The 18,866-nt window shown below is 45.9% G+C and carries 19 protein-coding genes; 16 read left to right on the top strand and 3 right to left on the bottom strand.

Annotated elements, in window-relative coordinates; all coding sequences use genetic code 11:
• The first annotated feature begins 134 nt into the window (after nt 1-134).
• The 7 genes from dxs to CDO84_RS11130 all read left to right on the top strand — a co-directional run bounded on the left by dxs (nt 135) and on the right by CDO84_RS11130 (nt 8,050).
• Nucleotides 135-2,036 (top strand): 1-deoxy-D-xylulose-5-phosphate synthase, encoded by a 1,902-nt coding sequence (gene dxs / locus CDO84_RS11165; protein WP_040082667.1) that lies wholly within the window; start codon nt 135-137, stop codon nt 2,034-2,036.
• Nucleotides 2,033-2,878 carry a TlyA family RNA methyltransferase gene (locus tag CDO84_RS11160; RefSeq protein ID WP_040082669.1) on the top strand — a complete coding sequence of 282 codons (846 nt, stop codon included), beginning with the start codon at nt 2,033-2,035 and terminating at the stop codon, nt 2,876-2,878. The genes dxs and CDO84_RS11160 overlap by 4 nt, the downstream gene beginning before the upstream one ends.
• A gap of 96 nt (nt 2,879-2,974) precedes the next feature.
• Entirely contained in the window at nt 2,975-3,424 is a 450-nt protein-coding gene (gene argR / locus CDO84_RS11155; protein ID WP_003230265.1) for an arginine repressor ArgR, read from the top strand.
• 36 nt (nt 3,425-3,460) lie between these two features.
• Nucleotides 3,461-5,191 (top strand): DNA repair protein RecN, encoded by a 1,731-nt coding sequence (gene recN, locus CDO84_RS11150; RefSeq protein ID WP_040082671.1) that lies wholly within the window; start codon nt 3,461-3,463, stop codon nt 5,189-5,191.
• A gap of 174 nt (nt 5,192-5,365) precedes the next feature.
• Nucleotides 5,366-6,646 (top strand): SpoIVB peptidase, encoded by a 1,281-nt coding sequence (spoIVB, locus tag CDO84_RS11145; RefSeq protein ID WP_014664555.1) that lies wholly within the window; start codon nt 5,366-5,368, stop codon nt 6,644-6,646.
• 275 nt (nt 6,647-6,921) lie between these two features.
• Entirely contained in the window at nt 6,922-7,725 is an 804-nt protein-coding gene (gene spo0A, locus CDO84_RS11135; RefSeq protein ID WP_003226427.1) for a sporulation transcription factor Spo0A, read from the top strand.
• 145 nt (nt 7,726-7,870) lie between these two features.
• Nucleotides 7,871-8,050 (top strand): hypothetical protein, encoded by a 180-nt coding sequence (locus CDO84_RS11130; RefSeq protein WP_014664554.1) that lies wholly within the window; start codon nt 7,871-7,873, stop codon nt 8,048-8,050.
• Nucleotides 8,051-8,263: 213 nt separating this feature from the next.
• Here CDO84_RS11130 and CDO84_RS11125 read toward each other — a convergent pair whose 3' ends face one another.
• Nucleotides 8,264-9,382: an NADH-dependent flavin oxidoreductase gene (locus CDO84_RS11125; protein ID WP_040082672.1), complete on the bottom strand. Its 1,119-nt coding sequence runs from the start codon at nt 9,380-9,382 to the stop codon at nt 8,264-8,266.
• A 72-nt stretch (nt 9,383-9,454) separates the two neighbouring features.
• Nucleotides 9,455-9,607 carry a hypothetical protein gene (locus CDO84_RS21400; protein ID WP_156122887.1) on the bottom strand — a complete coding sequence of 51 codons (153 nt, stop codon included), beginning with the start codon at nt 9,605-9,607 and terminating at the stop codon, nt 9,455-9,457.
• 307 nt (nt 9,608-9,914) lie between these two features.
• Here CDO84_RS21400 and CDO84_RS11120 point away from each other — a divergent pair, with 307 nt between their 5' ends.
• The 9 genes from CDO84_RS11120 (at nt 9,915) to prpB (ending at nt 18,528) form a co-directional block, all read left to right on the top strand.
• Nucleotides 9,915-10,211, top strand: a complete 297-nt coding sequence (locus tag CDO84_RS11120) for a hypothetical protein (RefSeq protein WP_040083767.1) — start codon at nt 9,915-9,917, stop codon at nt 10,209-10,211.
• A gap of 19 nt (nt 10,212-10,230) precedes the next feature.
• Nucleotides 10,231-10,851: an N-acetylmuramoyl-L-alanine amidase family protein gene (locus tag CDO84_RS11115; RefSeq protein ID WP_082032986.1), complete on the top strand. Its 621-nt coding sequence runs from the start codon at nt 10,231-10,233 to the stop codon at nt 10,849-10,851.
• A 77-nt stretch (nt 10,852-10,928) separates the two neighbouring features.
• Nucleotides 10,929-11,660: a glycerophosphodiester phosphodiesterase gene (locus tag CDO84_RS11110; protein ID WP_040082675.1), complete on the top strand. Its 732-nt coding sequence runs from the start codon at nt 10,929-10,931 to the stop codon at nt 11,658-11,660.
• A 127-nt stretch (nt 11,661-11,787) separates the two neighbouring features.
• Nucleotides 11,788-12,969: an acetyl-CoA C-acetyltransferase gene (locus CDO84_RS11105; protein ID WP_040082676.1), complete on the top strand. Its 1,182-nt coding sequence runs from the start codon at nt 11,788-11,790 to the stop codon at nt 12,967-12,969.
• 24 nt (nt 12,970-12,993) lie between these two features.
• On the top strand, nt 12,994-13,857 hold the full coding sequence (locus CDO84_RS11100; protein ID WP_040082677.1) for a 3-hydroxybutyryl-CoA dehydrogenase: 864 nt from the start codon (nt 12,994-12,996) through the stop codon (nt 13,855-13,857).
• 26 nt (nt 13,858-13,883) lie between these two features.
• Complete coding sequence (locus CDO84_RS11095; RefSeq protein ID WP_040082679.1) at nt 13,884-15,023, top strand: acyl-CoA dehydrogenase; 1,140 nt, start codon at nt 13,884-13,886, stop codon at nt 15,021-15,023.
• A gap of 34 nt (nt 15,024-15,057) precedes the next feature.
• Nucleotides 15,058-16,176, top strand: coding sequence for a citrate synthase (gene mmgD / locus CDO84_RS11090; protein ID WP_040082681.1), 1,119 nt, complete (start codon nt 15,058-15,060; stop codon nt 16,174-16,176).
• Between the two features lie 14 nt (nt 16,177-16,190).
• Nucleotides 16,191-17,606 carry a bifunctional 2-methylcitrate dehydratase/aconitate hydratase gene (locus CDO84_RS11085; RefSeq protein ID WP_082032987.1) on the top strand — a complete coding sequence of 472 codons (1,416 nt, stop codon included), beginning with the start codon at nt 16,191-16,193 and terminating at the stop codon, nt 17,604-17,606.
• Between the two features lie 16 nt (nt 17,607-17,622).
• Nucleotides 17,623-18,528, top strand: coding sequence for a methylisocitrate lyase (gene prpB, locus CDO84_RS11080; protein WP_040082683.1), 906 nt, complete (start codon nt 17,623-17,625; stop codon nt 18,526-18,528).
• A gap of 42 nt (nt 18,529-18,570) precedes the next feature.
• Here the strand turns inward: prpB and CDO84_RS11075 are convergent, their stop codons facing one another.
• On the bottom strand, nt 18,571-18,807 hold the full coding sequence (locus CDO84_RS11075; RefSeq protein WP_040082684.1) for a DUF2627 domain-containing protein: 237 nt from the start codon (nt 18,805-18,807) through the stop codon (nt 18,571-18,573).
• Between the last annotated feature and the right edge of the window lie 59 nt (nt 18,808-18,866).

Below are 18,866 nucleotides of genomic sequence, written 5' to 3'. Positions count from 1 at the left end.
TGTAAGCAGTTTATATGAAAAATGAAAAGGAAAGCGCGTTTGTCTTTTTTTATGTCCGAGATGATTGTCCAGCTCGGCATTCTGGAAGACATGTGTCATTGCAGAAATTCATGCTGAAAGTGAGTTGATCCGCTTTGGATCTTTTATCAATACAGGACCCGTCGTTTTTAAAAAACATGTCCATTGATGAATTAGAGAAATTAAGTGATGAAATCCGTCAGTTTTTAATTACAAGTTTATCCGCTTCCGGCGGCCACATCGGCCCAAACTTAGGTGTCGTAGAGCTTACTGTTGCACTGCATAAGGAATTTAACAGCCCGAAAGACAAGTTTTTATGGGATGTAGGCCATCAGTCGTATGTTCATAAGCTGCTGACAGGTCGCGGAAAAGAATTTGCGACGCTTCGCCAGTACAAAGGGCTTTGCGGATTTCCAAAGCGGAGCGAAAGCGAGCACGATGTTTGGGAAACCGGGCACAGCTCGACTTCTCTGTCAGGCGCGATGGGAATGGCAGCTGCGCGTGATATTAAAGGAACGGATGAATATATTATTCCGATTATTGGGGACGGCGCGCTGACCGGCGGAATGGCGCTTGAAGCCCTTAATCACATCGGCGACGAGAAAAAAGACATGATTGTCATTCTTAATGATAATGAAATGAGTATTGCACCAAATGTCGGCGCCATTCATTCTATGCTCGGACGGCTTCGCACTGCGGGGAAATACCAGTGGGTCAAAGATGAGCTTGAATACTTATTTAGAAAGATTCCGGCAGTTGGAGGCAAGCTTGCCGCGACAGCTGAACGGGTCAAAGACAGCCTGAAATACATGCTCGTCTCCGGAATGTTTTTCGAGGAGCTTGGTTTTACGTATTTGGGCCCGGTGGACGGACATTCTTATCATGAGCTGATTGAGAATCTTCAATACGCCAAAAAAACGAAAGGCCCTGTTCTCCTGCATGTCATCACGAAAAAAGGGAAGGGGTACAAACCGGCTGAGACCGATACAATTGGAACATGGCACGGTACCGGACCATACAAAATTAATACCGGTGACTTTGTAAAACCGAAAGCCGCAGCTCCTTCATGGAGCGGCCTTGTCAGTGGAACTGTGCAGCGAATGGCGCGCGAGGACGGACGCATTGTAGCCATTACGCCAGCTATGCCTGTCGGTTCAAAGCTTGAAGGGTTCGCAAAGGAATTCCCTGACCGGATGTTCGACGTAGGAATCGCAGAACAGCATGCCGCAACAATGGCTGCAGCTATGGCAATGCAGGGTATGAAGCCGTTTTTGGCAATTTACTCAACCTTCCTGCAAAGGGCATATGACCAAGTCGTTCATGACATCTGCCGCCAAAACGCCAATGTGTTTATTGGAATTGACCGTGCAGGACTCGTTGGCGCAGATGGAGAGACACATCAAGGCGTGTTCGATATTGCGTTTATGCGTCACGTTCCAAACATGGTCTTAATGATGCCGAAAGACGAAAATGAAGGCCAGCACATGGTTCATACAGCACTAAGCTATGACGAAGGTCCGATAGCGATGCGTTTTCCGCGCGGAAACGGACTCGGCGTAAAAATGGATGAACAGTTGAAAACGATTCCGATCGGTACGTGGGATGTGCTGCGTCCAGGGAACGATGCTGTCATCTTAACATTCGGTACAACAATTGAGATGGCGATTGAGGCAGCCGAAGAGCTGCAGAAAGAAGGCCTTTCCGTGCGCGTTGTGAATGCGCGTTTTATTAAGCCGATTGATGAAAAGATGATGAAGAGTATCCTAAAAGAAGGCTTGCCAATTTTAACAATTGAAGAAGCGGTCTTAGAAGGCGGTTTCGGAAGCTCGATTTTAGAATTCGCTCATGATCAAGGTGAATATCGTACACCGATCGACAGAATGGGTATCCCTGATCGGTTTATTGAACACGGAAGCGTAACCGCGCTTCTAGAGGAAATTGGACTGACAAAACAGCAGGTGGCAAACCGTATTAGATTACTGATGCCGCCAAAGACACACAAAGGAATTGGATCATGACGTCAAAGAAAGAACGATTAGATGTATTATTAGTGGAAAGAGGGCTGGCGGAAACGCGTGAAAAAGCCAAAAGAGCCATTATGGCGGGGATCGTCTATTCAAACGAAAACCGCTTGGACAAGCCTGGAGAAAAAATTGACCGCGACCTTCCGTTAACCGTCAAAGGAAACCCGCTGAGGTATGTGAGCAGAGGCGGTTTAAAGCTCGAAAAAGCGCTGAAGGAATTTCCCGTCTCTGTCAAAGATAAAATTATGATTGATATTGGCTCCTCCACTGGCGGTTTTACGGACTGCGCTTTGCAAAATGGAGCTAAACAGTCATACGCTGTGGATGTAGGCTATAATCAGCTTGCGTGGAAGCTCAGACAGGATGAACGGGTCGTCGTGATGGAACGGACGAACTTCCGTTATGCAACACCGGCGGACTTTACAAAGGGCATGCCGGAGTTTGCCACAATAGATGTGTCCTTTATTTCCCTGCGGCTCATCCTTCCTGTCCTTAAAACATTGCTCGTACCGGGCAGCGACTGCATGGCTCTTGTTAAGCCTCAGTTTGAAGCAGGACGGGAATCGGTCGGCAAAAAAGGGATTGTCAGAGATCCTAAAGTGCATGCTGATGTGCTCAAGCGAATGATCAGTTTTTCTGCCGCTGAAGGCTATATCTGTAGAGGCCTGTCATTTTCTCCGATCACGGGAGGAGACGGAAATATTGAGTTTCTCCTTCATTTGTATTGGCCGGGAGAGGGACAGGCAGGTCAGGAACTGCCGGAAGAAGAGATCATGCGCGTTGTAGAAGAGGCACATACGACGTTAAAAGAAAAAAAAGCAGATGTACCGGAATAATAGTGCGCTATTATTCCTTTTTTCTGCATTCATGTACAATGTGCAGAGAATCATATAACATAAAAGAACAGAGAAGCTGGAAATAGAGGTGCTTACATGAACAAAGGCCAGAGGCATATTAAAATCAGAGAGATCATTACGAGCAATGAAATCGAAACGCAGGATGAATTGGTCGACATGCTGAAGCAGGATGGCTACAAAGTGACGCAAGCGACGGTATCACGGGATATTAAAGAACTTCACCTTGTAAAAGTGCCTACGAATAATGGTTCTTACAAATACAGTCTTCCGGCGGACCAGCGTTTCAATCCGCTTTCAAAGCTAAAGCGGGCATTGATGGACGCATTTGTGAAAATAGACTCAGCAAGCCATATGATTGTGCTGAAAACGATGCCGGGCAATGCCCAGGCAATCGGGGCGCTGATGGACAATTTGGACTGGGATGAAATGATGGGGACCATTTGCGGAGATGATACGATTTTAATTATTTGCCGGACTCCTGAAGATACAGAAGGCGTAAAAAACAGGCTGCTTGAACTGCTGTAACAGAAAAACTAACAAAGATAAGAGGTGTAATGCTGTTTGTTAGCTGAACTATCGATTAAAAACTTTGCCATTATTGAGGAACTGACGGTTTCTTTTGAACGCGGGCTTACGGTTTTAACAGGAGAAACCGGAGCCGGCAAATCCATCATTATAGATGCCATTTCTCTTTTAGTCGGAGGCCGCGGATCATCTGAATTTGTTAGATATGGGGAAGCGAAAGCAGAACTTGAAGGGCTGTTTCTTTTGGAGAGCGGCCATCCCGTTTTAGGCGTATGCGCTGAGCAGGGAATCGACGTTTCAGACGAAATGATCGTCATGAGAAGAGATATCAGCACGAGCGGAAAAAGCGTTTGCCGTGTCAATGGCAAGCTTGTCACGATTGCCTCGCTAAGAGAGATCGGCAGGCTTTTATTAGATATTCACGGGCAGCACGATAACCAGCTGTTAATGGAAGACGAAAATCATCTCCAGCTCTTGGACAAGTTTGCCGGAGCCGAAGTGGAAAGCGCGCTACAAGCGTATCAGGAAGGGTACCAGCGGTATACGAAGCTGCTCAAAAAGCTAAAACAGCTTTCTGAAAGCGAACAGGAAATGGCCCATCGCCTTGATCTCATTCAATTTCAGCTCGAAGAAATCGAATCAGCAAAGCTTGAGATCAACGAAGATGAACAGCTTCAAGAAGAGCGTCAGCAAATTTCAAACTTTGAGAAGATATATGAATCGCTGCAAAATGCATATAATGCGCTTCGCAGTGAACAGAGCGGATTGGACTGGGTCGGAATGGCATCAGCCCAGCTTGAAGATATATCTGATATTAACGAACCGCTGAAAAAACTGTCTGAGAGTGTTTCGAACTCCTACTATCTGCTTGAGGACGCTACATTTCAGATGAGAAATATGCTGGATGAGCTTGAATATGATCCGGAACGCCTGAACTATATTGAGACGCGGCTCAATGAAATCAAACAGCTGAAACGAAAATACGGTGCCACTGTCGAGGACATTTTGGAATATGCTTCTAAAATTGAAGAAGAAATTGACCAAATTGAAAACAGGGACAGCCACCTACAAAGCCTGAAAAAGGAGCTTGACTCCGTTGGCAAGGATGTCGCAGTGGAAGCGGCAAATGTTTCTCAAATCCGGAAAACATGGGCGAAAAAACTGGCTGATGAGATTCATCGGGAATTAAAAAGCCTGTACATGGAAAAATCAACGTTTGATACGGAATTCAAAATCAGACAAGCGTCACGCAATGAAGAGTCACCGGTTGTAAACGGCCAGCCTGTTCAGCTGACTGAACAAGGGATCGATCTGGTGAAGTTTTTAATTTCAACCAATACAGGCGAGCCGCTGAAATCTCTTTCGAAAGTCGCTTCAGGTGGAGAGCTGTCACGGGTGATGCTTGCCATAAAAAGCATTTTTTCCTCACAGCAGGATGTGACATCGATCATTTTTGATGAGGTTGATACCGGTGTAAGCGGCAGGGTCGCACAGGCAATCGCTGAGAAGATCCATAAAGTGTCAATAGGATCACAAGTGCTTTGTATTACACACTTGCCTCAGGTGGCTGCCATGGCCGATACGCATCTTTATATTGCGAAGGAGTTAAAAGACGGCAGAACGACGACACGTGTCAAGCCGCTTTCTAAGCAGGAAAAAATAGTGGAAATCGGACGCATGATTGCAGGTGTCGAGGTAACCGATTTAACGAAACGCCATGCGAAAGAACTTTTAAAACAAGCGGATCAAGTCAAAACAACTGGGTAAGCTGCGCGAAAAGCGCAGCTTATTTTTTTTGTTTACATCCATTCGTTCATCAGTATATCCAATGTTTTTCTTCATATGACAGTTATAAATAAGCCTCCAAAAGGCAAAATTAAATGATGTAGCAGCAAGTCATAAAGAAGGTGTGGGATAGGAGCGAGGAGAGTGAAGTAGTGAATGCCCGATAACATCAGAAAAGCAGTAGGTTTAATTCTCCTTGTTTCGTTATTAAGTGTAGGTTTATGCAAACCGCTAAAAGAGTATTTACTGATTCCAACGCAAATGAGAGTATTTGAATCCCAAACACAAGCGATTGAAACAAGCTTATCGGTAAACGCTCAGACATCAGAATCGTCAGAAGCGTTTACAGTAAAGAAAGATCCGCACGAAATTAGGGTGACAGGCAAAAAGTCAGGTGAGTCAGAATTAGTATACGATCTTGCCGGATTTCCAATAAAAAAAACAAAAGTGCAAGTTCTTCCTGATTTAAAGGTTATACCTGGCGGACAATCAATCGGTGTAAAACTTCATTCCGTCGGTGTTCTTGTCGTCGGATTCCATCAAATCAATACAAGTGAAGGTAAAAAATCTCCGGGAGAAACAGCCGGAATTGAAGCGGGCGACATTATTATTGAGATGAATGGACAGAAAATTGAAAAAATGAACGATGTAGCCCCATTTATCCAAAAAGCCGGAAAAACCGGTGAATCTTTAGATTTACTGATCAAACGTGACAAACAAAAAATCAAAACAAAGCTGATTCCACAAAAGGATGAACAAGAAGGCAAATACAGAATCGGATTATATATCAGGGATTCTGCTGCCGGCATTGGCACTATGACCTTTTATGAACCGAAAACAAAAAAATATGGAGCACTTGGACACGTGATTTCCGATATGGACACAAAGAAACCAATTGTGGTGGAGAATGGAGAAATCGTTAAATCCACTGTAACATCAATTGAAAAAGGGACAGGCGGTAATCCGGGAGAAAAACTGGCGCGATTTTCCTCAGAACGCAAAACGATCGGGGATATTAACAGAAACAGCCCATTCGGGATTTTCGGCACGCTGCATCAGCCGATTCAAAACAACATTTCAGATCAAGCACTGCCGGTTGCATTTTCTACTGAAGTCAAAAAAGGGCCGGCTGAAATTTTAACGGTCATTGATGATGACAAGGTGGAAAAATTTGATATTGAAATCGTCAGCACAACGCCGCAAAAATTCCCTGCGACAAAAGGAATGGTGTTGAAAATTACTGATCCAAGGCTGTTGAAAGAAACAGGGGGCATCGTACAGGGGATGAGCGGAAGCCCGATCATTCAAAATGGAAAAGTGATCGGAGCTGTCACCCATGTGTTTGTAAATGACCCGACAAGCGGCTACGGTGTTCATATTGAATGGATGCTGTCAGAAGCAGGAATCGATATTTACGGAAAAGAAAAAGCAAGCTGACTGCCGGAGTTTCCGGCAGTTTTTTTGTTTTGATCCCTCTTCACTTCTCAGAATACATACGGTAAAATATACAAAAGAAGATTTTTCGACAAATTCACGTTTCCTTGTTTGTCAAATTTCATTTTTAGTCGAAAAACAGAGAAAAACATAGAATAACAAAGATATGCCACTAATATTGGTGATTATGATTTTTTTAGAGGGTATATAGCGGTTTTGTCGAATGTAAACATGTAGCAAGGGTGAATCCTGTTAACTACATTTGGGGAGGAAGAAACGTGGAGAAAATTAAAGTTTGTGTTGCTGATGATAATCGAGAGCTGGTAAGCCTGTTGAGTGAATATATAGAAGGACAGGAAGACATGGAAGTGATCGGCGTTGCTTATAACGGACAGGAATGCCTGTCGTTGTTTAAAGAAAAAGATCCCGATGTGCTCGTATTAGATATTATTATGCCGCATTTAGACGGACTTGCGGTTTTAGAGAGGCTGAGGGAATCAGATCTGAAAAAACAGCCGAATGTCATCATGCTGACAGCCTTTGGACAGGAAGATGTCACGAAAAAGGCCGTCGATTTAGGCGCGTCCTACTTTATTCTCAAACCGTTTGATATGGAAAACCTTGTTGGTCATATCCGCCAAGTCAGCGGAAATGCCAGCAGTGTGACGCATCGTGCGCCATCATCGCAAAGCAGCATTATACGCAGCAGCCAGCCTGAACCAAAGAAGAAAAATCTCGACGCGAGCATCACAAGCATTATCCATGAAATCGGCGTCCCAGCCCATATTAAAGGCTATCTCTATCTGCGTGAAGCAATCTCAATGGTATACAATGACATCGAATTGCTCGGCAGCATTACAAAAGTCCTCTATCCGGACATCGCCAAAAAATTCAACACAACCGCAAGCCGTGTAGAAAGAGCGATCCGCCATGCAATTGAAGTGGCATGGAGCAGAGGAAACATTGATTCCATTTCCTCGCTGTTCGGTTATACTGTCAGCATGACAAAAGCTAAACCGACAAACTCAGAGTTCATTGCGATGGTTGCGGATAAGCTTAGATTAGAACATAAGGCTTCTTAAACATGTGGATATTATGTGATAATTAAATCAAACGTCTTTTATTTATTGGTTTGCGCTGATAAATAGGAGGCGTTTTGTTTTTGGGGACATTTGTTATCATAGGTGATGGATATGAAAAATTTATTTTCCGTAAGGAGTGAGGTATGTGTTTGAAAAATATGGTCTGCTGATTGCTTTATTTATTCTTGCGCTTTGCGTCAATTCGAACATCATTACAGATTCACGCTTACTAGGCACCCTGATTGACTTTATCTCATTTACAGTCATGGTTTCATGTGTTCTCGCTGCTTGGATTATCAAAAACAAACAATCAGGATCAAATTGAAACCTTTCTCCTGCAAAATCGTAAGTAAGGCGTATTTTATTCAAAGGAGACGTACGAATGAGAAAGAAAAAAACAAGAAAGCGTGATGGACTTTTCCTAGATTTTCTTTTTGAAGTAGGTGGGGAGCTCTTTCTTTTGCTGTTTCGGTGTGTACATAAACTATTTATATAAGGGAAAAAAGACTGCCGAATCCGTTTCGGCAGTCTTTTCATATTAATCTTTATAAGGCACCCAGCCAGGCGTGTTCACAATGGCTTGCCATAGCGGTTCAGGCAAATGATATTTTTCTTTATCTGTGCCTTTGATTACTGTTTCGATTTGCTTTTCACGGCCTTCTTTTACTTTTACCGCCCAGTCAGGGTCAACTAAAATTTCGCGTCCCATTGCGACTAGCGGAATACCGTTTTCGATGACGGCCAGCGCGTCATCTGCGGAATGGATGGAACCAACGGCGATCAGCGGCACTTTGTTTCCGACACGTTCATTCAATAAGTCCATGCGCGTGCGAGTTGGATCTGCACCGCGGCGTGCTTTTGAGTTCACGTCCATCAGTGAAATATGAAGATAATCCAATTCTTTATCCCCTAAAGCGTCAACAAGCGTAAAGGTTTCAGTCATTGTCAACCCTGGTGTCTCAGGTTCTTCCGGAGACAGACGGTAGCCGACTAAGAACGCGCCCTTCGCATGTTCTGAAGCGGCTTTTTTCACTTCATCGACAATAGCGAGCGGGAAGGCTAATCGTTTTTTATCGCTTCCTCCCCAGCGGTCCGTGCGCTGATTGGTTTTTGGAGAATAAAACTGCTGAATCAAGTAGCCGTTTGCACCGTGAATTTCGACACCGTCAAAGCCGGCTTCAATGGCACGTCTTGTCGCTTCTCCAAACGCCTTCACAATGTTTTCCACTTCTTCTTCTTTTAATGCGCGAGCGATTTGTTTGCCGTTATCAAACACGTCACTTGGCCCCACAACATCCTGTTGAGGAACGAGCTCAGATGGGCATTCGATGCCGCCATGATGAATTTGCACAACGGCTTTAGCGCCTTGTGCCTGAATGGCTTGTGCTAATGTTTTTAAACCCGGAATGTTGGAATCGTCGTGGATGGCCGGCTGCCCAGGAAATGCTTTTCCGTCCGGTGTGACGTTTGCGCAGGCTGTAATCACCATTCCCATCTCTTTTGAACGAGGGATGATGTAGTCAAGCTCTGCTTCAGAAATTGTACCGTCTTCATTAGAAGCGTAATGAGTCATTGGTGCGACTGCGATCCGGTTGTCGATTGTAACACCGCTTTTAAACGTGAAGGGTTCAAACAGCGCCTTATACTTAGAATTCATTTGATCATCTTCTTTCGTTTGGATTCGCACATATTCTAGCCTATATGTAAAAATTAATGCAATTGATCTGCTTTACCGACTGAATATCTTGAGTGCAGAGTGATGTTTTCGCCGCTCTTTTTCAGGGCCTTTGTAGCCGCCGCTGATTTGGTGGCCGATGGAGCATGTGATGAGAGCGGCCGCAAGCAGCAGAACGAATTTTTTCATGGCGTTAACTTCTTTCAATAAAGGAAATATCCTTTCAAAGGTTACGCCTGGCTGATCTAGCAGTCAAACCATTTGCTCACCCAATTCTCAAATTTTTAAAAATGAATAAAAAGTTGCTTCTTTCCACTAATTTTTTCTAATTATCGCCTCATTTAGAGCCATCCTCATAGACAAATCTGCTCGTTATCTTTCTAACAACAGGAAATGATCGGGTCGTATAGCCCTTTTGAAAATCATGGAACTTGATCGCCTGCATTCATGTTGTCTTTACAAATCCGCCATTCTGGTCAAAGATAAAAGCCAAACATCAGGAAGAGGTGATCGTGTGAAACAAACGGTTCTTTTGCTATTTACTGCGCTTTTTCTTTCGGGATGCAGTGTAGCAAGTGCGGATGACTCAGCACCAAGGTTTACCGAAGAGGGAAAATTTATTGGCTCGGTTGATCCTCATACGATTGCGGTTTCTCTCAATGGAGAAGAAACCATGATACAAGTTCCGAAGGATAAACGTGATGAATGTGAATCTTTGCCAGACCAGACAAAAGTTTTGGTGAAATATACAAAGAAGGATAATGGGACTTTACAGCTGGAAGATATTCAGCTGCGAAAGAATTCGTCATAAAGAGACCGGAGGGAGAAAGTTGAGAATGTTATGGAGGAGCTTGGCGCTGTGCGGATTGGCTTTGACTCTCGCGCCTTGTGCACAGGCAGCAGAGCCGATAGAAGGGAAAACCGTGTATATTGATGCCGGACACGGCGGTGAAGACAGTGGAGCGGTCGGAAACGGGCTCTTTGAAAAGGATATTAATTTGGCTGTTTCAGAGCATGTGACGGACAAGCTAAAAGCGGAGGGAGCCAATCCTGTTGCATCCAGATCAGACGATCATTTTCTGACCTTGGAGGACAGAGTCGCAAAGGCAAGTGCCAATCACGCTGATCTTTTTGTCAGCATTCATGTAAATTCCGGGGTTGCTTCAGCTTCAGGAACAGAAACGTATTTTCAATCTGATTATGAAGGGGAAAACAGCCGGCGTCTGGCGTCCGATATTCAGTCGCAGCTCGTTTCATCCTTACAAACGAGAGACAGGGGCGTGAAAGAATCAGACTTTTACGTCATTACATATTCACAAATGCCAAGTGTGTTGGCGGAGCTTGGGTTTATCACGAATAGCTCTGACGCGGACAAGCTGGGAAATGAAGAATACCAGCAAAAGGCAGCAGATGCGATTGTTAACGGCATTGATTCTTATTATGATCAGTAGATAAATATAGCCTTAATCCTAGAGTGGATCCGACAAAATAAGTATAATGGAGAAAACTTAGGGCTTGAGGTGAAACGATGACAAAGATTTTTGCCCACCGGGGGGCATCAGGACACTTTCCCGAAAATACAATGCTTGCATTTGAAAAAGGAATTGAAGCCGGAGCGGACGGGATAGAGCTTGATGTACAGCTGACGAAAGACGGACGCATTGTTGTGATTCATGATGAAAGGCTTAACCGCACGACATCGCTTAAAGGATTCGTGAAGGATACAGCCTATGATGTGATCAAGACTGCGAATGCGGCCGCTGGTCACGATCAGGCGTACAGCGATCTAAAAGTGCCGCTATTAGAGGACGTGCTCTCGTGGGCGGTAAAAAAGGATTTTCTCATCAACATTGAATTGAAAAACAGCGTGATCCGCTATGAGGGAATGGAAGAAAAAGTGCTGGAGGCAGTGAAGCGCTTCAATATAGAGGAGAGAGTCATCCTTTCCACGTTTAATCATGAAAGCGTAGCACTGTGCGCTCAGCTTGCGCCCCATATTGAACGGGCGGTATTAACTGCAGATGTGCTTTATCAGGCAGATCGATATATCGCGTCTATTCCAGCTTCCGGCTATCACCCGAAGCTAAACAGCCCCGGGGGCACAGATGAAGTGCTGAAGAAAATGAGGAGCAGTTCGATTAAGGTAAGGCCGTATACAGTCAATCGGCCGGAAGATATGAAGCACCTCATTGAACTGGGAGCAGACGGCATGTTTACCGATTTTCCTGCAAAGGCTGCGGCATTGCTGAAAAATGATTAGTTGCTTTAGAAGGAGGCTGTTGACACAGCCTTCTTTTTTCATACATTCATGCTCGTTTCAAAGCATACATTCATAGAAGACAACTAGAAATTGTAAGCGCTGTCTATCTTCTGAATGAGGTGAAACCATGAGGAAAACAGTCATTGTAAGTGCTGCAAGAACGCCATTTGGCAAATTCGGCGGAGTATTGAAAGAGGTGAAAGCTGCCGAGCTTGGGGGCATTGTGATGAAGGAGGCGTTGCAACGGGCTGGAGTCTCTGGAGATGATGTAGAAGGAAATGTCATGGGCATGGTTGTCCAGGCCGGCTCAGGACAGATCCCTTCCCGTCAAGCTGCCCGTCTTGCTGGAATGCCTTGGAGTGTGCCGTCAGAAACACTGAATAAAGTCTGTGCTTCGGGTCTTCGCGCTGTCACTTTATGTGATCAAATGATTCGGGCGCAGGATGCGGACATACTTGTTGCCGGGGGGATGGAAAGCATGAGCAATATTCCGTATGCCATTCCCGCTGGACGCTGGGGAGCACGGATGGGGGACGGCGAGCTTAGGGATTTAATGGTGTATGACGGGTTAACGTGCGCATTTGACGAAGTGCATATGGCTGTTCACGGAAATACAGCGGCCAAGGAATATGCAATTTCACGAAGAGAGCAGGATGAATGGGCGTTGAGAAGCCATGCGCGGGCAGCTAAAGCAGCCGATGAAGGGAAATTTCAGGATGAAATTGTTCCCGTCAACTGGATCGGTCGAAAAGGAAAATCAAACGTTGTTGATAAGGATGAAGCGATTCGCCGTGACACAAGTCTGGATCAGCTCGCGAAACTTTCTCCGATTTATACAAGTGATGGTTCGATCACAGCCGGCAATGCTCCCGGGGTCAATGACGGAGCTGGCGCATTCGTGCTGATGTCGGAGGAAAAAGCAGCTGAGCTTGGCAAACAGCCTCTGGCTACAATTCTTGGTTTTTCAACTATGGGAATGCCAGCGCATGAACTGGCGGCAGCACCGGGGTTTGCTATTAATAAGCTCCTGAAAAAGAACGGTTTAACTGCCCAAGATATTGACTTGTTTGAAGTAAATGAAGCGTTTGCATCTGTTGTGTTAACATGTGAAAAAATCGTAGGTTTCGATCTTGAAAAAGTAAATGTGAACGGTGGTGCGATCGCGCTCGGCCACCCGATCGGCGCGAGCGGAGCGAGAATTCTCATGACGCTCGTTTACGAATTAAAGCGACGGGGAGGGGGACTGGGTGTTGCAGCCATTTGCAGTGGGGCAGCCCAAGGAGATGCCGTCTTAGTGCAGGTTCATTAAAACATGATGAAAAAGGGGATTTAAATGGAAATCAAACAAATCATGGTAGCTGGCGCAGGTCAGATGGGAAGCGGCATTGCACAAGCAGCTGCTGACGCAGGCTTTTATGTGCGGATGTACGATGTGAGTCCGGAAGCTGCGGAGGCAGGATTGAAGCGGCTGAAGAAACAGCTGGCCCGTGACGCTGAGAAAGGAAAAAGGACCGAGGCAGAAGTGAGGAGTATCATCAGCCGCATTTCGATTTCTCAAACGCTTGAGGAGGCAGAGCATGCGGACATTGTGATTGAGGCTATCGCTGAAAACATGACGGCGAAAACTAAAATGTTTAAAACACTTGATCGCATTTGCCCGCCTCATACGATTTTGGCCAGCAATACATCTTCCTTGCCTATTACAGAGATCGCTGCTGTGACAAATCGGCCTCAACGGGTCATTGGCATGCATTTTATGAATCCCGTCCCTGTGATGAAGCTGGTTGAAGTAATACGCGGCTTGGCTACATCAGAGGAAACGGCCTTAGATGTTATGGCATTAGCGGAAAAGATGGGGAAAACACCGGTTGAAGTCAATGATTTTCCGGGGTTTGTTTCCAATCGTGTGCTTCTTCCAATGATTAATGAAGCCATCTATTGCGTGTATGAGGGAGTGGCGAAGCCAGAGGCAATAGACGAGGTGATGAAGCTTGGCATGAATCATCCGATGGGTCCGCTTGCATTAGCGGATTTTATCGGACTGGATACGTGTTTATCCATTATGGAAGTTCTTCACTCGGGCCTTGGCGATTCTAAATACCGTCCTTGCCCGCTGCTCCGCAAGTATGTAAAAGCAGGCTGGCTTGGCAAAAAGAGCGGACGCGGTTTTTATGAATATGAGGAGAGGACTTCCTGAAGTCAATTCCATCGGGGGTGGCCGAGTTGCATATAACCCAAGAGCAAGTCATGATGCGAAAAATGGTGCGTGATTTTGCCCGAAAAGAAATTGCTCCCGCTGCGGAAATTATGGAGAAAACGGACGAATTTCCCTTTCAGCTGATCAAAAAAATGGGCGAACACGGGCTGATGGGAATACCGGTGCCGGAACAGTACGGGGGTGCCGGGGCGGACGTTGTTTCTTATATTTTGGCGATTCATGAGATTTCAAAAATCAGCGCGGCGGTCGGCGTGATTCTCTCCGTCCATACCTCGGTCGGCACAAATCCGATTCTGTACTTCGGCAATGAGGAACAAAAGATGAAATATATACCGAAGCTTGCTTCAGGAGACCATTTAGGGGCCTTTGCGCTGACAGAGCCTTACTCAGGATCGGATGCCGGAAGCCTTCGCACAACGGCAATTAAAAAGAACGGCAAATACGTATTAAACGGATCGAAAATATTCATAACGAATGGCGGAGCAGCTGATATCTATATCACATTTGCTTTAACGGCTCCGGATCAAGGCAGGCACGGGATTTCGGCTTTTATTGTTGAAAAAAACACACCCGGTTTTACCGTTGGGAAAAAAGAAAAAAAGCTGGGGCTTTATGGCTCTAATACTACGGAACTGATTTTTGATAACGCAGAAGTGCTTGAAGCTAATTTGCTTGGCAAAGAGGGTGACGGCTTCAACATTGCCATGGCGAATTTAAATGTCGGCCGGATCGGCATTGCGGCACAGGCGCTCGGTATTGCAGAGGCGGCTCTTGAGCATGCCGTTGATTATGCGAAGCAGCGAGTGCAATTTGGAAGGCCGATTGCAGCCAATCAAGGCATATCATTTAAGCTGGCTGATATGGCGACTAGAGCTGAGGCGGCAAGACATCTTGTCTACCACGCTGCAGACCTTCATAACCGCGGCCTGGCATGTGGAAAAGAGGCGTCTATGGCTAAACAATTTGCTTCCGATGCAGCGGTGAAGGCGGCGTTAGACGCCGTCCAAATTTATGGGGGATATGGTTATATGAAGGATTATCCCGTTGAGCGGCTGCTTCGCGATGCAAAGGTGACGCAAATCTATGAAGGGACGAATGAGATTCAAAGACTGATTATTTCCAAGTATTTGCTTGGTGGGACCTGATAACCAAAAAAACGCAAAAACGGAGGTTGAGGATATGGAGGAGAAACAGCATTACTCTCCAGGGTTGGACGGTGTGATTGCGGCAGAAACTCACATTTCTTATCTTGACACGCAGTTCAGCCAGATTTTGATACGAGGCTATGATTTAATAGATCTTTCTAAAACAAAAAGTTATCTGGAGCTTGTCCATTTATTGCTGGAAGGGAGGCTGCCGGAAGAAAGTGAAAGAGAGACGCTGGAAAGTAAAATAAACAGTGCGTCAAGCCTGCCTGCTAATCATCTCCGTCTGCTTGAGCTGCTCCCTGAGCACACGCATCCAATGGATAGCCTGCGTACCGGCCTGTCGGCACTTGCCGGTTATGATCGGCAAATTGATGATCGGTCTCCTTCCGCTAACAAGGAGCGCGCATATCAGCTTCTTGGGAAATTGCCTGCCCTCACTGCTGCCAGCTACAGGATCATCAATAAAAAAGAGCCGATTCTTCCGCTTCAATCCCTGTCCTACAGTGCGAATTTTCTATACATGATGACAGGCAAATTGCCGTCCTCGTTGGAAGAACAGATTTTTGACCGGTCGCTCGTCCTGTATAGTGAACATGAGATGCCGAATTCAACTTTTGCGGCCAGAGTCATCGCATCTACTCACTCGGATCTTTATGGCGCTTTGACAGGAGCTGTCGCTTCCCTGAAAGGGAATCTTCACGGAGGGGCAAACGAAGCTGTAATGTATATGCTTTTGGAGGCGAAAACGACGTCTGAATTTGAGCAGCTTCTGCAAACAAAGCTGAAAAGAAAAGAAAAAATCATGGGCTTCGGCCACCGTGTGTATATGAAAAAAATGGATCCGAGAGCACTCATGATGAAAGAGGCGTTGCAGCAATTATGCGATAAAGCCGGTGACCATCGTTTATATGAGATGTGTGAAGCAGGTGAGCGGCTGATGGAGAAGGAAAAAGGGCTCTACCCGAACTTGGATTACTATGCTGCCCCGGTTTATTGGATGCTCGGCATACCGATCCCTTTATATACGCCTGTCTTTTTCAGCGCGAGAACATCCGGTTTATGCGCTCATGTGATTGAACAGCATTCCAATAATCGACTCTTCCGTCCCCGTGTCAGTTACATGGGTCCGCGATATCAAACAGAATCATGAAAGGAGCTGGCAGAATGCAGAAAACGGATCGTGTTATCGAAGAAATCACAGATTATGTGCTTGAGAAAGAGATTACAAGTTCCGAAGCGTATACAACAGCGGGGCATGTATTGCTTGATACCCTGGGCTGCGGGATTTTGGCGCTGCGGTATCCAGAGTGCACAAAGCTGCTTGGCCCAATTGTTCCAGGAACGACTGTGCCAAATGGAAGCAAAGTTCCGGGAACGTCCTATGTTCTCGATCCTGTGAGGGCAGCGTTTAATATCGGCTGCATGATTCGCTGGCTCGATTACAACGATACGTGGCTGGCAGCGGAGTGGGGGCATCCATCCGATAACTTGGGAGGCATCCTTGCTGTTTGTGATTATGTATCAAGAGTGAGGCTGTCTGAAGGAAAAGAGCCTTTAACGGTACGCGACGTACTCGAGATGATGATTAAAGCGCACGAAATTCAAGGCGTCCTTGCGTTAGAAAACAGCCTGAATCGAGTGGGTCTTGATCATGTGCTGTTTGTTAAAATTGCGACAACAGCTGTTGCAGCAAAGCTTTTAGGCGGCGGGAGAGAAGAAATCAAAAATGCGCTTTCGAATGCATGGATTGACAATGCAGCATTAAGAACATACCGGCATTCACCAAATACAGGCTCTCGCAAATCATGGGCAGCAGGAGATGCAACGAGCAGAGGTGTTCATTTGGCGCTGATGTCGTTAAAAGGGGAAATGGGGTATCCGACAGCATTGAGCGCACCGGGTTGGGGGTTCCAGGACGTTCTATTCAATAAGAAAGAGATCAAGCTCGCCCGTCCGCTCGACGCTTATGTCATGGAAAATGTGTTATTTAAAGTGTCTTATCCAGCAGAATTTCACGCTCAAACAGCGGCAGAGTGCGCCGTTATTTTACATTCGCGGGTAAAGGACCGAATTGATGAGATCGATCGTATTGTCATCAGTACGCATGAATCCGCTATCCGAATCATTGATAAAAAAGGCCCGCTTCACAATCCGGCAGACCGTGATCACTGCCTCCAATATATTACAGCAATCGGTTTGCTTTTTGGTGATATCACCGCACAGCATTATGAAGCTGAAACTGCGAGTGATCCGAGAATAGATAAATTACGTGATAAAATGGAGGTGACTGAAAATAAAGCATATACCGAGGATTATTTGAAACCTGATAAGCGTTCTATTTCAAATGCCGTTCAGGTTCATTTTAAAGACGGAACGAGCACGGAAATGGTGGAATGTGAGTTTCCTCTTGGCCACCGTTTTCGAAGAGAGGAGGCAGTGCCAAAACTGCTGGAAAAGTTTTCTGACAATCTCAAAAGCCATTTTCCTGATAAACATTGCAAACACATTTATGAGCGCTGTACCAGCGAGATTTTACAAACGATGCGCGTAAATGAATTCGTAGACATGTTCTGCATGTAAAAGGAGGATTTGTGTCATGTCGTGGATCGTCAATCAGCAATCGTCACAAGAAGAGCTTGCCGGGCGTTTCCGCAAGCTGATGTCGGCGCCGGACATTCTTCAAATTCCCGGCGCCCATGACGGGATGGCAGCGTTGCTCGCGAAGGAGGCCGGTTTTTCTGCCATATATTTGTCTGGTGCGGCTTATACAGCCAGCAGGGGACTTCCTGATCTAGGGATCATCACGTCGGCAGAAATGGCGGATCGGGCCAAAGACCTTGTGCGTGCTGCTGATCTGCCTCTGCTAGTGGATATCGATACGGGATTTGGCGGTGTGTTAAATGCCGCCCGAACCGCCCGGGAGATGCTTGAAGCCAGGGTAGCAGCCGTTCAAATAGAAGACCAGCAGCTCCCAAAAAAATGCGGGCATTTAAATGGCAAACAGCTCGTTCCGATCAAGGAAATGGCGCAAAAAATAAAAGCCATTAAACAAGCGGCACCCACCCTTATTGTTGTTGCCCGCACAGATGCCAGGGCGCAGGAAGGGCTTGATGCTGCAATAAAACGGTCAGCGGCCTACATTGAGGCGGGAGCAGACGCGATTTTCCCGGAAGCGCTCCAGGCAGAGAATGAATTCCGCCAGTTTGCTGAGCATATCTCCGTTCCGCTCCTTGCGAATATGACGGAGTTTGGGAAAACGCCGTATTATCGTGCCGATGAATTCGAAGATATGGGGTTTCGCATGGTGATATATCCTGTCACCTCGCTTCGAGCGGCGGCAAAAGCTTATGAGCGGATATTTGGTTTGATGAAGGAGCACGGCTCACAAAAAGAAGGACTTCATCATTTGCAGACGCGAAAAGAACTGTACGATACCATCTCTTATTATGACTATGAGGCATTAGATAAAACGATTGCCAAGACCGTTTTGCCTGACGAATAGTGCGACAAAAAAAGCCGGAGCATTCTCCGGCTTTTTTTGCAGTTATCGTTTTCTGAATCGCGGGCTGACTTGATTGCGTTTTCTGTCTCTGTATAGAATGAACCCGGCCAGCACATAGAGGCCGATCGCGAAAAAGATGAATCCTGACAACCCTTGGAGCCAAAGAGCTGAAAATGGCTTTATTGCATGGCCGAAAAGTGTATCTCTCATCAGTTTAATGCCTAAAGCGGAAATGGCCCCGGGGATGACTAATATCAAAAGCGCAAGAAGTCGGTTCATCTTCAGAAAACCCCTTTATCTTTTCATTTCCTTTATTGTCCAGCGGAAAAAATATTTTG

This window comes from Bacillus sp. MD-5 (assembly GCF_002201875.1).
GTDB lineage: Bacteria > Bacillota > Bacilli > Bacillales > Bacillaceae > Bacillus > Bacillus stercoris.
The sequence above is the reverse complement of the archived record's forward strand: the minus strand, read 5'-3'. Positions and strand labels throughout refer to the sequence as shown.

Excerpts from the sequence above, each read along its gene's own strand:
- mmgD (WP_040082681.1), top strand. The coding sequence starts at position 15,058 with ATGGAGGAGAAACAGCATTACTCTCCAGGGTTGGACGGTGTGATTGCG.
- prpB (WP_040082683.1), top strand. The coding sequence starts at position 17,623 with ATGTCGTGGATCGTCAATCAGCAATCGTCACAAGAAGAGCTTGCCGGG.
- CDO84_RS11075 (WP_040082684.1), bottom strand. The coding sequence starts at position 18,807 with ATGAACCGACTTCTTGCGCTTTTGATATTAGTCATCCCCGGGGCCATT.
- CDO84_RS11110 (WP_040082675.1), top strand. The coding sequence starts at position 10,929 with ATGACAAAGATTTTTGCCCACCGGGGGGCATCAGGACACTTTCCCGAA.
- argR (WP_003230265.1), top strand. The coding sequence starts at position 2,975 with ATGAACAAAGGCCAGAGGCATATTAAAATCAGAGAGATCATTACGAGC.
- CDO84_RS11125 (WP_040082672.1), bottom strand. The coding sequence starts at position 9,382 with ATGAATTCTAAGTATAAGGCGCTGTTTGAACCCTTCACGTTTAAAAGC.
- CDO84_RS11160 (WP_040082669.1), top strand. The coding sequence starts at position 2,033 with ATGACGTCAAAGAAAGAACGATTAGATGTATTATTAGTGGAAAGAGGG.
- spoIVB (WP_014664555.1), top strand. The coding sequence starts at position 5,366 with ATGCCCGATAACATCAGAAAAGCAGTAGGTTTAATTCTCCTTGTTTCG.
- CDO84_RS11085 (WP_082032987.1), top strand. The coding sequence starts at position 16,191 with ATGCAGAAAACGGATCGTGTTATCGAAGAAATCACAGATTATGTGCTT.
- CDO84_RS11100 (WP_040082677.1), top strand. The coding sequence starts at position 12,994 with ATGGAAATCAAACAAATCATGGTAGCTGGCGCAGGTCAGATGGGAAGC.
- CDO84_RS11105 (WP_040082676.1), top strand. The coding sequence starts at position 11,788 with ATGAGGAAAACAGTCATTGTAAGTGCTGCAAGAACGCCATTTGGCAAA.